This window comes from Burkholderia sp. M6-3, assembly GCF_050858985.1.
In the GTDB taxonomy this organism is placed as follows: Bacteria; Pseudomonadota; Gammaproteobacteria; order Burkholderiales; family Burkholderiaceae; genus Paraburkholderia; species Paraburkholderia caledonica.
Genome location: NZ_CP110092.1, coordinates 157,520 through 169,999, shown reverse-complemented (window position 1 = coordinate 169,999; position 12,480 = coordinate 157,520). Strand labels below are relative to the sequence as shown.

Below are 12,480 nucleotides of genomic sequence, written 5' to 3'. Positions count from 1 at the left end.
CGTGCATCATCTTGCAAAACGGTTTTATACCGCGATGGTACTTCCAACAAATCCCGACTTCAGCATCGACGAGGCAGGCTTGCGTAAGCTGACGCGCTACTTCGTGGATCACGAATTTGCGAAAGTGGGCGGCCTCATCGTCAATCCCGAAGCAGGCGAAGTCTTTTACCTCGACCGGGCTGAGAAAAGGCGCGCGATAGAAATCGTGATGGACGAGTGCAACGGTGCGATGCCTGTATTTGCAGGCCTGTACGGATCATCAACGTCGGACTTGCTTGATGTCACTCGCGACGCAAAGGCCATGGGCGTTGACGGGATCTTTGTCATTCCGCCTGGCGGAGCAATGGATATCACCTACAGCTGGGACGCCAACAAGTACCCGGAAGTCTGGCTCGACCAGATCAAGGCACAGGACAAGGCAGTGGATCTGCCAATCATGACGCACCCTATCGCGCCGCCGTCAGCGAAGTTTGGCATTGGCCTGCCGCTGGAGCCAACGCTCCGGATCTGCAGGGAAGTGCCCAACGTCATCGGCTGGAAGATGACCTATAGCTACGATGGATACCGGGTTATTGCGCGAGCGCTTCGTGAGGAAACCGACGTCGGCATCATGGGCGCGCCCGCCCACTTCTTTCACGAGGCCCAGGCGACCGGACAGATGGACGGGACGGTTTCCGGCTGCTGGTGTTACGCGATGGAGCCGATGCTGGAGCATCTGAAAGCCTGGCAGCAGGGAGACCTTGCTCGCGCGCGCGCAATTTGGGACTCCGGCCTGGCGGCGCTTCACGAGTACATCTTCGCCGAGTGGGGCCGGGTCCACGTGCGCTACAAGGTTGCGAGCTGGTTGAGGGGCCTTACCTCACATCCCCGTATGCGTCCGCCCATGCCTGAACCTCGCCCCGAAGAAATCTCGACGATTCGCACGCTGCTGACCGATCTCGATCTGCCCGTGGTCGCTGCGGGGAGCCAGACGATTCCTGCCTGAACTTCCGACTAATCTGACGGCCGGGACTCCCGGCCACATTGCACATCCACATCATGCGCTTCTCAACGGTTGAAACCTCCAGTGAACAGTCGTCGGCCACGGCCGATAGCCTGATCGCGAGACTCGAGCGGATTCCGACATCTGGCTGGCACATCCGCACGCGAGTAATCGTGGGCATCGCGACATTCTTTGACGCGTTCGACATCCTGGCTATTGCCTTTGTATTGCCTGCGCTGATTCGCGAATGGCATCTGACAACGGGACAGGCTGGTCTGCTGATTTCCGCGGGTTTCGCAGGACAGTTCATTGGCGCGTTTGTGCTGGGCATCCTTGCCGAGCGCATCGGTCGAATTCCGACGATTACGCTCAGTGTCGCGCTCTTTTCGATTGCCAGCCTACTTTGCGCAATGACGAGCAGTGCAGGTCCGCTCATGCTATTCCGGGCAATTCAAGGCGTTGGCCTTGGCGGGGAAGTTCCCGTCGCCGCTACCTATATTAACGAACTCACGAAGTCGCATAAGCGGGGCCGCTTCATCCTGTTGTACGAAGTAATATTCCCTGTCGGCCTCGTATTCGCGGGCCTGTTGGGAACATGGCTTGTTCCGACTTTGGGATGGCGATACATGTTCATCATCGGGGGCGCACCGGCCCTTCTTGCTTTCCTGATGACTCGTCTCCTGCCGGAATCCCCCCGCTGGCTCATTGGCAAAGGCAGGCTGAACGAGGCGGAAAAGATTATTGCAAGGATTGAGGCTGCGTCCGAACATGCGTCACAGTCTGGCGCAACGGCTGCAGGACTTTCGGAACCATCGTCGCCGCCCGTCAATCCGGAATCTGCGAAACCCGCGACTCCTGCGGCAAGCGGAGCCAGATTTGAGCTGTTCTCCCGCTTTTACCTCGGGCGGACACTGGTGATCTGGGCACTCTGGTTTTGCTCCGCCTTCAGTGTGTATGGGCTCGTGAGCTGGCTGCCGACGATTTACACGTCGGTTTTTCACGTCCCGGTAAAGGTCGCCCTTCTCTATAGCCTTGCTGCCAACATCGCGGGTCTGATCGGGACGGTGTGTTGCGCGCTTCTTATTGACTGGTCTGGACGCCGAAAATGGTTTATCGGAGCCTTCGGTCTCGCAGCAATTGCACTTGCGCTTCTGGCGTCGAACGCGGCTGATAGCAAATCCGTAGTAATTCTCGCCTCGGTTAGCTACTTTTTCATCAATACGACAGCCTTGGCGCTCTATGTTTATACGCCAGAGTGTTACCCGACCCGGTTTAGGGCATTTGGCACGAGCGTCGGAACTGCCTGGCAGCGTGTGGCAGCAGTTGTCGGTCCGGTGGTAGTTGGGGCACTGATGGCTGGTCAGCAGATCAAGTATGTATTTGGCCTCTACTGCCTGGTAAGCATCATAGGGCTGGTCGTGTCGTTTGCGATCACAGAGACCGCCAATAAGCCGCTCGAACAAATCTCCCCTTAGTGCAAATGGATCTTAAAGATCTGCCTGACCTCTGCGTTAGTGCCGAGATACAGAAAGGACGGCCTGGAATGTCGGCGATGTCGCAAGTTTTCGCAAGCCGCTCGATGATCGTGCGCTGCTCACGGGCATCCTGTTCATCCTGCAGACCGGCCTGCGCTGGGACCTGCTACCGCGCGAGATGGGCTGCGGCAGCGGCATGAGTTGCTGGCGCCGTCTGCGGGACTGGCAGGCTGCCGGGGTCTGGGACCGACTGCACGAAGACGATCACGACAAATACCGCCGTCCGCTACACGCAGCCGGCATCGTGACTGAAATCGCCCGACGCGGCGAGCCACACGGCAGCGGATTGGGCAAAACATGCTGGGTTGTCGAGCGCACCATTTCATGGCTCCATAACTTTCGACGACTGCGCATCCGCTTCGAACGTCTTGCATTAATCCATGAAGCCTTCATGAAAATCGCCTGCTGCATCATCTGCTGGCGAAAACTGAAAAACTCATTTTGTTAACGCTTCTAAGCGACGCACTGGGTTTCCTGATGACGCGGGGAATCGCACATCAGGAGTCGCTCTAGGCTCACCGCGAAGGCCGCTCCGGGTCGCCAAGCGGCTCCCGCCATCGCCCGTCGAGCTTTCGATACCTCTCGGCGCGCTGATCGTGTGACTGCAACCAAGGCAGGCCGATTGGCATAACCGTAGAGAGTTAACTCAAAGTAACGTACGCCGGTCTACGAGCGACTGTGTCTGGTGCAACTATCAGCCGCCAGTGCGTTCACTGTCCGGGAGGACCGGATGCTCGTAGGCCAAATTAAATGTGTCACCGACAGAGCCGCGCAGTATCGGACCGATCCTGCGTTGCAGTGACAGTTTTGCTTGCAGTCCGAACGAAATAAAAGCGTCAATTCGCATAAGTCCGCATTAAATTTGTCACTTCGCGTCCTAGAATTCGAAGCCCGTCCGTAAGCTCTTGATCTTATGGAAAATTCTCTGCACATCGCAGAGCCGGTCGCCCTTGCTCGCCCGCGTGGCGCACACCGGTTCGAAGGCTTCAGTCCGAAGCTGGCGCGACGGCTGACGTTCTACCGACGCGACCTCCTTGGGCAGTGGATCCTGTTCGAAGCAGACCCTGCGGTGGTCACCTTCTGCGAGCGGCCTGGTTATGTGAGTGTCAGCGCGAAGCAGCGTCTTGCCGACTTTTGGGTTTGTTACGTTGATCGACAAGAGTTAGTCATCCTTGATGACGCGTTTTATGATGACCCCGCAACCAGATCCCATCGTCAACTCGATGAAGCCGCATTGCCCATCCGGAAAGTTTCGTTGGCTGACCTCGCGGCTGCGCGGGTTTGGATCGACAACTGGCAGCGCATGCTGCCTTGCATTGTGGCGAACTGGAGCCTTGTTGCATCATCCTTGCCGCGAGCGATCGAGTGCTTTCTGGCCCAGCCCCGCAAGTTGCTCGAGATCGAGCGTGAGTTCTCGAGTGGGGATCCGGTTCTGGTCCGCACGGCCGTATTCGGCATGTTGCATGCCGGACGGCTCAGTGCGCCGGATCTGCACATGCAGGCGCTATCACTGCTCACTTCGTTTATCGCCGCGGAGACGAAGACATGAACCGCCGCAGGCCAGAGTTTCAAGCAATTGACCTCGCGACATGGCCGACGGTTGCCTATACCGAATTCGATCATGAGACGCGCCGCACCTTTGAAGCGCGGATGCAGGTGCTTGTTCGCTACGCTCGCGGCGAATCGCTCAAACAGATCGAACAGTGTACCGGTGTCGATCGACGCCAGTTGTATCGTTGGCTTGAACGGGCCCTCTCGCTGCATCCTGACGGACGGCCGTTTGGATTCCGCGCACTGGTTAGCTACCTACGGGTCACCGAGTATGTTCGTCTAAGCCCTGTTCGGGTACATGGTGAGCGCGGCAGTTGCGGTGCCGCAGGCGCCCTATCGCAGCTTTTCGAGCGCTACCCTACCCTCGCTGCCTGGCTGCTGCTGCAGGTCAAACAGCATCGCGTGTTGCTCGAACAGATCAACACTGATGGGCGATTACGGACGCGCTTGCGAGGGCTGCGGCCACTGCATGACGAATTCCTCCGCCATTGTCGCGCAGTCGGTCTCACGGCAGCCGACTACCCTTTCAATACGGCGGGGCGCGCGATCCGTTCGCTATCGCAGAGGCTGAAAGAGGAAATACTGCGCAGCTTCGGCGCTGCCGCACGTTCGGCGGGTGCTTCGCACCTGAAGGGCTTGCCACACAGGGGTGACGACGTGGGGAGTCCCGCGGCAACGCGTCCGTATCAGGTGGTGGAGTTTGACGGTCACCGGCTCGATATCCGCCTCAAAGTGGTCGTGCGCGACCCGCTGGGCTTTGAACACGAATTTGAAATGGAGCGAGTGTGGCTGCTGGTGATTATCGATGTGTGCACTCGCGTTGTGCATGCCTACCACCTCGTCCTGGCGCGCGAGTACAGCCGCTATGACGTGATCAAGACCATCGAGAAAGCTCTGGAGCCGCATCGCGCCCGTCCCTTCACCATAGAGGGGCTCAGCTACGGACCACAGGACGGCTTCGCATCGCAGAGGTTGCCGGAACTGGAGTACGTCACCTGGGAATGGATGAAGCTTGACAACGCAAAAGCGAATCTCGCGGACGACACCTTGACTGCGTTATGTGAATTCGTCGGTTGTCTCGTCGACGCGGGACCGATGTACAGCCCGGATGAGCGGCCGTACATCGAGCGCTTCTTCGGTACGATCGCCAGCCGGTTGTCTTCGCGCCTGCCGGGCTATACGGGTTCTCATCCGCGCGATCTGCGCCGCGCCCTCGCCGATCCGAAAGGCAACCTGCGTCTGTATGTGTCGCTCGATAAACTGGAAGAGCTTGTCGAGTATGCGATCGCTGGTTACAACGGCACGCCGCACAGCGGCTTGAATAACGCCACGCCGCTTGATGCGATGGAGTATTTTATCCGCGGCAAGCAGATCATGGTCACATGGCTCGCAGAACATCATCGACGCACTCTCTGCCTGATGCAGTCGGCACGCCGCTGTCCCGTGCGAGCGTACCTTGACCAGGGCGTGCGTCCGCACATCAATCTGCATGGTGTGCGCTATACGAGCGACGTGCTGGCAGCCAGCACGCGTCTGATCGGCACACAACTGTTGATCTACATGAACGCCGACGACCTGCGTTGTGTGCGGGCGTTCCTGCCCGACGGAACCGAACTGGGCGTGCTCGATGCACAAGGGGCATGGCGTGTGGTGCCGCACAACCTCAAACTGCGTCAGGAAATCCGCAAGCTCAAGGGTCAGCGCCATGGCAGCGCGATGGTCGGCGCCAATCCGATTGAGGCTTACGTTCAGACGAAGCTCGAGCAGGCCAGGAAGACGCGCAAGGCAGCCACGGAACTCGCGCACGCAGTCAGGTTGCTGGCGTCAGCGCCGACAGTGCGCACCCCCGTGGGTCCGGCGCGGCCAGTGGAACCCGGGATGGCGGCATCGACGGCGACCCAGGCAGCGCCAGCATCACCAATGGTGACCGCCGTCGAGCTTGCGGCTCGCGCGCCAGTCCGACCGAGGAAACTTTCCATCGGTACTGGTCAGGTCTTTTAACCCCGTCGTTTGCATGGGAGGCACCATGTCGCTTCAGATACCGCGTCCTATCGATCCGTTGCTGCATCCGCTGGCCACCGGCAATTATCGGATTGCCACCCCAGCAATCGAGGCGTTCTATGATCTCGTGGCCCGATGTCTGCACTACCGGATCATGGGTGCGCTGATCTACGGACCATCGCGGATCGGCAAGACCCGCGCGATCGAATACGTGCGACTGCTGCTCGCGCACAACTATTCCCGGATAACCAGCTATCACGCGCAGTGCGAACATAAACCGCGCCACGCCGAGGGGCCGTTCTTTGCCAACCTGCTTGAGGCGGTCGGAGATCCTGATCCGAACGCCGGCTCCAACCCGTCCAAGCGGCTGCGCCTGTCGTTGAGGATTCGCGAGGCGGTCGCCCGTTCTGGCGGTGGCACGGTATTGCTCTTTTGCGACGAGGCGCAGCGCTACAACGAGAATCAGTACGAGTGGCTGCGTGACGTACACGACGCGCTCGACCGGCAACAGATCAAGCTGTTTACTTTCCTCGTCGGTCAGGAGGAGTTGCTCGCCCAGAAAACCAGTCTGCAGATTGCTCACAAGACCCAGATCGTTGCGCGTCTGATGGTCGAAGAGCTCTCTTTCTCTGGCATCCGCAACGCACAGGATGTCGCCACCTGCATGAACGGCTACGATCAGACCGCCTATCCTGAGGGCACTCCATGGAGTTTCACGCGCTTTTATGTCCCACAGGCATTCGACGCCGGCTATCGGCTATTAGACGACGCGGGCCTGTTATGGCAGGCGTTCGAAGCTGCACACCACAAAGCGAGTCTGCCGGGTAAGCTCGAAATCCCGATGGAGTCGTTCGTGCGCGCCATCGAGATTGTGCTTAAGGAAAGTGAGCTAAAGGATGCGCCGGATTATTGTCCCGAGGCTGCGTTGTGGACCTACGCAGTGCACCACTGCGGCTACGTTCAGTCCCGCCATGCCACCGGACGCACGCTTGCCACGGCGTGATGCCGCGGCGATCAAGGCGCCACGCTTTCCGATTCTGCCATTTGACGAGTGGCGAATGTCGCTCGCGCGAGGCAGCGCTCTCAGCCCCGGATTGTTGATGCCGGGCGAATCCCTTGTCTCGATTCTCTGGAAGTTCGCCTGCGCCAACGCGCTCCCCGGGCACGCCCTGCTCCATCTGATCAGTCCCGAAGTGGATCCGCATGAAGGCGTGGCGCCGGTGCGGGACGCCGTCGATCTGACGCGGTTGTGCCGCGTGCTACGCCTGCCCTCGAACGTGTTGTGCACATCGTTGCCTGGTGCCGCGCCGCATGATCGGTATCACGAGGTCTTCCGGTATTGCCGACAGTGCGCAGCGCACGGCTACCACAGCGTGTTGTTCCAGCGTGAGGATGAAAATCTCTGTCCGGCGCATCACCAATCGCTCCAGACGCGTTGTCCGCATTGCAGCGGCGAGACGCCTTACATAATAAACGCCAGCGTGATCGGAGCGCCGTTTCGATGTGGCTGGTGCCATTCGCACTACAGCTACGGGCAGCTTTCGCTGCGCTCGACGACGTCTGCGATGCGCCGGCAGGACCGCATCGCTTTCAGTCGCCGATTGCGCCTGCGCTCGGGCAACGACATCGACGCTGTGCATCCCGCACGGATGGAAATGTCCGGTGGTGACACCTGCGCAAAGTCTAGCCGGTGACACAATTAATTCGTTTTTGGCAAGCTATTGAATTTAAGGTGATTTATTTAGCCGTCTGGCCGACGAGTCGTGAAGTGACAGATTTACTCGCGAAGTAGTGACAAATTTATTGCGGTCTACGGACGATATTGCGCACCTTCTCCACGAAGTAGGGATCATTAGATAGCTTGGAGCTTTTTGACCAATGAGGCTGTACGCCGAACAACGACAGATATCGGGCCACCGAACTCTTTGAAATCCCTGTCTGCGCAGCAGCGGAGCGCACGCTCCAGTGCGTTGCCCCGTCCGGCTTTTCATGCAGTATCCTCGCAAGCAATTCCGCTACTGCTTCATCATCATGCGTGCGAGGTCGGTCTGGACGGGCTTCATCATGCAGGCTGGCAAGTCCATGGGCAACAAAGCGCTTCTTTCAGTGCTTAATTGCGGGCGGTGTTACTTCGCACTGCGTCGCAATTTCTTGACTCGTATAACCGTCAGCGGCCATCAAGACAATCTTTGCCCAGCGCACGAGAGAGTGAGGCAGCGAACGCGAGCGGCTCATTGACAGCAATTGTTCTCGCTCCAGTTCCGACACGACAACCTCGATTCCTTTGCGTCCCATGATCGCCTCCGACTCCCGTGATTCGATCATAGGCCTTCTGAATTTACGTAAAGTTATTTCTGGGACAGAACACTAGGCCATTTGGTGAAGCCGCCGTTAGTCGTCCAGCCAGAGCTTTATCGCCTCGACCGCAATTTCCTGAGTTCCTGTCGCGGTGAACATGATGATGGGCGATTCGGTCCATTGCATGTAGGGTGCTCCGCGGCTTTTTGGACGTTGGCAGCATCGTTTGTGCCCGAGCCGTGAAGCGCGACCCTAGTACACGGCGATGTCCGCATCTGATAGCTGCAAGTGCAGCATCGAAATCATCTTCGAATCGGCGCGCGCTTCCCACTGCACAGAAGCTTGCCAATCAGCCGGATAAAAAAAATTGCACTTTGTGAGGATCCCGTATCTTTTTCCGGTATTCTATCCTTCACCTCGACGAAGTATCGCTTAGCATGTACCCATGCATGCGAGATGCGCAAAGCCGCTCGCATCGGCGATCGCCTTGTACGGCTTATAACCGTCGGTCGTAATCACGGCACCACGGCGAACGCCAGCCCACAGGTCAGCCCGTGTTGCTTGCCGCGCCCAGGCGCGTGCCTGAAAAATCGCACTGGTGGCGCACTGCCGTTCATGTGCGCCCACATAAAGCTTTTTGTCTGTGGCGCTCTTCCCGGTTCCTTGAGCACCGGCACTGTAGTCTCGTCGGCGAAGACGCTCTGGCTATTGAGCAAGTGATCGCGCACTCGGCTGCGGTTTGGGCCGCTTCGGCGGCAACGACGGCGGTGCAGTCTCGGCTTGCCCCGCCGACGTGACCGCGCCCGCAAGGCGCATCTGGCTTCGGATTCGCTTGCGATTCTTCGCGTGTGAGACAGGATCGACCGGTCGGCATCTTAAGATCTAAGACACACAGATCAGCTGGCTTTCGGAGAATCAAATGACTAGGATCAACAGCTTCGGCGGCGTTAGCCATTTGCCTAGTCACTCGCCGCAAAGCGAGACCGACCGTAGCGCTGTGAGACAACCTCCCCAGCGACAGCCTTCCGGTGTCCTTGGGAATGCGCCGCCGTTGCCGCCGAGGCCGCAGGGGCAACACAGGTCTCCCATGCGTATGCCGTTACCGTCGATGCCGCAAGGGCAACAAAGCCCTCCGCTACCGCCGAGGCCGCCCAAACTGCAAGCCGAGACTGCACCGCCGCCGTTGCCACCGAAGCCGCCCAAACAGTTTGGCACTCAGTTTTCTCAGCTTCGTCAACAGGCGGCGATGTCAGGGGGATATTCCGGATTACCGATGATGCGTCCGAATGCTTCCATGCCGTCGCCGTTAGGGGGCAATTCTAGGCCGCCGGTGATGACGCATCACAACACTTCCTTACCGCCGCTGCCTGCAAGCCATTACAGACATCCAGGGCGGCAGGAGGCAGCAGTAATTCCCGACTCGCTGCGTCCAGGCAAGCTATCGACGCAAGCGATCTATTCGAGGCCGACATCCTATAGCGATATTCCGTACTCTTCAAGCCCGTCGACACTCTCGCTTGATCATTCCTCGCAAAGCAGCATGTCATCGCCGGCGAGCACTGTGTCCAGTCTCGATAGCGGCAAGCCGACACCCCCGACTCAACGTCCAACAAGACTTGCCGAGTTTGCGCAAGCGCCAATGAACCAGGTCGGTTCCCATGGCGTCGCATCAACTTCCGTCGCAGCAGCGTCGCAGCAACCCAAGACCGAAACGAGGGAGATACGTGACGAATTCAAGTTCAGTAGGGAAATCGCGAACATGAAGCAACAGTTGACCGGAATGTACAAGACGAAAAAAGGCTTCATGAGTCGTCTGTCCGGTGCGGACAAAGCCCACAATACCCGCATCGATCAATGCTTGACGGTACTCGACAAGCATATGGGCGGGAACAGGAACTTTATCATCCACATCGACGGACAACCTGCGGGCATGATGTCGTTGTCCGTGCCGCCAGATGGCACCCTTGGCGACAGCGGCGTCAAAATCCACGGACTCATGTCGCTTCCCGGTACGAAAGGTGTGGGTAGAAGAGCCATCGAGCAAGCAGTGCAGGTTTCGATACACGAGGGCCGCGGAGGCCGGCTTGACCTGGAGTTCCTTGAGTTTTCCAACTCGCACGATGTCTATAGAAGCTTCGGATTCGTCAGAAATGGAGACTGGGACAGCAATAGTATGTATCTTTCAGGTGATGACGCGCAGAAGTTCCTGAAGAATTCCGCTGGAAAGTCACCTGTCTTTTTGTCGGCTCAAGGTAGGCCGCTGCGCGGCGACTAAAACCGTCGGCATGCGAAGGAATGCCCTTACCTTGTTTGCAGCCCTGGCGCGGATTGAGTTGCCCGATGCGCGGGCGGCGTAACCACGGACGCTCATCGAGCCGCGACATCGTTTCGCGTTCGTCGCGTGCGAAGGCTCGCATGGGCTGTGCGGAAGTGACGAAGCTCAGCGATGGCCGGGTCGGAGCGAACGCCCATGTAGTCGCCGTCAATGCGGCCACTCATCGTTCTTACTTCCCACTGAAGAACGTTGACGGGCGCCCGATACTGCGCATCATCGCACTGCGGTAAAGGCGCCACCCCGCCGGTGACCATGCCTCGATTTCGCATACAGCAGGAATTTTGTTAATTTCCTGTTTGTACGGAAGATTGCATGTCAGAGAAGTCAGTGCCGAAAAGGCATTACACGAACGAGTTCAAGGTTGAAGCCATCAGGCTTGCCGAAACAGCCGGGCAGCATGCAGCGGCGCGCAGGCTCGGGGTGCCAGTGGCGACGTTGGGGAACTGGAGTCGGCGTAGCCGCAGTTCCGAAGGCGGCATCGAGACGAGTGGTCGTGATGTGAGCGCTGCACGTGTTACGCGCCCGATCAGCGAGCTGGAGGCAGAGAACAGCCGGCTGCGCAAGGAACTCGCCAGCGCGAAACTGGATATTGAAATTCTCTCAAAAGCGACGGCGTACTTCGCGAAGGGGTCGCGGTGAAGTACGCCTGGATCGACGATCACCGCGACCAGTACAGCATCACCCGGCTATGCCAGATTATGGGCGTTTCGCGCAGCGGATATTGCCAGTGGCGCGTTCGACCGCCCAGCGCGAGGGCGCAAGCGAACGCGGCTTTGGATGTGGAAGTCGCGGCGATCCACCGCGAGCCTCGTGGCACATATGGCCGCTCCCGCATCGTGCGTCAATTGCGAGCCCAGGGTCGTGCGGCGAGCGAGGAGCGTGTGCGACGTAGCTTGCGACGTCAGGACTTGCGCCCGGTCTACAGGCGTGCCTATCGGGTCACGACGGACTCGGCGCACAGCCTGCCTGTAGCGCCGAACCTGCTCGATCGTCGTTTCAACGGCTGGCAGCCTGATCGTGCCTGGGTTAGCGAGACCGGCGAAGGCTGGCTGTATCTCGCAGCAATACTCGATCTGGCGAGCCGACGCGTAGTGGGCTGGTCAGTGTCCGAACGCATTGACGCCGAGCTTGTTTGCCAGGCACTGCGCAGCGCGTGCTGGCAACGCAAACCGGCGCCGGGACTGCTGTTACATTCCGACAGAGGGGCCCAGTATGCAAGCCGGGCATACCAAAAGCTGGCTGCTGGATTCAAGGCAACGATCTCTATGAGCCGTCGTGCCAACGCGTGGGACAACGCCCCGATGGAAAGCTTGTTCAAGACCCTGAAAGTCGAGAGAATCTATGAGGTCCACTACGAAACTCGGGCGCAGGCTCGTCTGGGTATCGTCGACTGGATCGAGGGCTACTACAATCGAGAGCGTCTGCACACCTCGATAGGATTTCTTACCCCTGTCGACCACGAGGCCGCGTTGATCGCGGATCGCGGCATGATCTGCTGTACGTGGAAACGAGGCAGGGTCAAAATGACGCTGCGCTGTAGCGACGACCAAAAAATGCGTGGTTTTGCGCATCGCCGGGAACGGATCCGGATACCACGACATGCTACTTAGATGGCGAGCTCGAGCGCATCAGCGAGATTCCATCTCTTCGAATTCCGGCTGTGTTTGCGACGCTCTTTTGCCGGCACCACTCCGTCGTCGAGCCAATCGTCGTCAGCCATTTTCTACACTTCTTAATCACGTTCTTTTTGACGGACACGATGCCCCTATACGTAGGCA

The 12,480-nt window shown here is 58.7% G+C and carries 8 protein-coding genes and 4 pseudogenes; 10 read left to right on the top strand and 2 right to left on the bottom strand.

Annotated features, from left to right (window positions below; genetic code table 11):
- The first annotated feature begins 1 nt into the window (after nucleotide 1).
- The 8 genes and pseudogenes from OH764_RS33340 (at nucleotide 2) to OH764_RS33305 (ending at nucleotide 7,763) form a co-directional block, all read left to right on the top strand.
- Complete coding sequence (locus tag OH764_RS33340) at nucleotides 2–985, top strand: dihydrodipicolinate synthase family protein (RefSeq protein ID WP_498851662.1); 984 nt, start codon at nucleotides 2–4, stop codon at nucleotides 983–985.
- A 53-nt stretch (nucleotides 986–1,038) separates the two neighbouring features.
- On the top strand, nucleotides 1,039–2,457 hold the full coding sequence (locus OH764_RS33335) for an MFS transporter (protein WP_498851661.1): 1,419 nt from the start codon (nucleotides 1,039–1,041) through the stop codon (nucleotides 2,455–2,457).
- A 91-nt stretch (nucleotides 2,458–2,548) separates the two neighbouring features.
- Nucleotides 2,549–2,716 (top strand): annotated as a pseudogene (locus OH764_RS33330) (transposase); the annotation flags it as partial.
- Between the two features lie 18 nt (nucleotides 2,717–2,734).
- Nucleotides 2,735–2,965: pseudogene (locus tag OH764_RS33325) on the top strand (transposase); the annotation flags it as partial.
- Nucleotides 2,966–3,430: 465 nt separating this feature from the next.
- Entirely contained in the window at nucleotides 3,431–4,066 is a 636-nt protein-coding gene (locus tag OH764_RS33320) for a hypothetical protein (protein ID WP_498851660.1), read from the top strand.
- A complete protein-coding gene (locus OH764_RS33315) occupies nucleotides 4,063–6,069 on the top strand; it encodes a TnsB C-terminal domain-containing protein (protein WP_498851659.1) in 2,007 nt (668 codons plus the stop codon). The genes OH764_RS33320 and OH764_RS33315 overlap by 4 nt, the downstream gene beginning before the upstream one ends.
- A gap of 25 nt (nucleotides 6,070–6,094) precedes the next feature.
- Nucleotides 6,095–7,072, top strand: a complete 978-nt coding sequence (locus tag OH764_RS33310; protein WP_498851744.1) for a TniB family NTP-binding protein — start codon at nucleotides 6,095–6,097, stop codon at nucleotides 7,070–7,072.
- 55 nt (nucleotides 7,073–7,127) lie between these two features.
- A complete protein-coding gene (locus OH764_RS33305; RefSeq protein ID WP_498851658.1) occupies nucleotides 7,128–7,763 on the top strand; it encodes a hypothetical protein in 636 nt (211 codons plus the stop codon).
- A gap of 106 nt (nucleotides 7,764–7,869) precedes the next feature.
- On the opposite strand, the pseudogene OH764_RS33300 reads toward OH764_RS33305, so the two are convergent.
- Both OH764_RS33300 and OH764_RS33295 read right to left on the bottom strand, forming a co-directional pair.
- A pseudogene (locus OH764_RS33300) lies at nucleotides 7,870–8,157 on the bottom strand (helix-turn-helix domain-containing protein); the annotation flags it as partial.
- A gap of 725 nt (nucleotides 8,158–8,882) precedes the next feature.
- On the bottom strand, nucleotides 8,883–9,176 hold the full coding sequence (locus OH764_RS33295; protein ID WP_498851657.1) for an IS66 family transposase: 294 nt from the start codon (nucleotides 9,174–9,176) through the stop codon (nucleotides 8,883–8,885).
- 464 nt (nucleotides 9,177–9,640) lie between these two features.
- On the opposite strand from OH764_RS33295, the gene OH764_RS33290 reads away from it, so the two are divergent.
- A complete protein-coding gene (locus OH764_RS33290) occupies nucleotides 9,641–10,642 on the top strand; it encodes a GNAT family protein (RefSeq protein ID WP_498851656.1) in 1,002 nt (333 codons plus the stop codon).
- A 372-nt stretch (nucleotides 10,643–11,014) separates the two neighbouring features.
- Nucleotides 11,015–12,180: pseudogene (locus OH764_RS33285) on the top strand (IS3 family transposase); the annotation flags it as partial.
- Nucleotides 12,181–12,480 lie beyond the last annotated feature (300 nt).

Excerpts from the sequence above, each read along its gene's own strand:
- OH764_RS33335 (WP_498851661.1), top strand. The coding sequence starts at position 1,039 with ATGCGCTTCTCAACGGTTGAAACCTCCAGTGAACAGTCGTCGGCCACG.
- OH764_RS33320 (WP_498851660.1), top strand. The coding sequence starts at position 3,431 with ATGGAAAATTCTCTGCACATCGCAGAGCCGGTCGCCCTTGCTCGCCCG.
- OH764_RS33315 (WP_498851659.1), top strand. The coding sequence starts at position 4,063 with ATGAACCGCCGCAGGCCAGAGTTTCAAGCAATTGACCTCGCGACATGG.
- OH764_RS33310 (WP_498851744.1), top strand. The coding sequence starts at position 6,095 with ATGTCGCTTCAGATACCGCGTCCTATCGATCCGTTGCTGCATCCGCTG.
- OH764_RS33305 (WP_498851658.1), top strand. The coding sequence starts at position 7,128 with ATGTCGCTCGCGCGAGGCAGCGCTCTCAGCCCCGGATTGTTGATGCCG.
- OH764_RS33290 (WP_498851656.1), top strand. The coding sequence starts at position 9,641 with ATGATGCGTCCGAATGCTTCCATGCCGTCGCCGTTAGGGGGCAATTCT.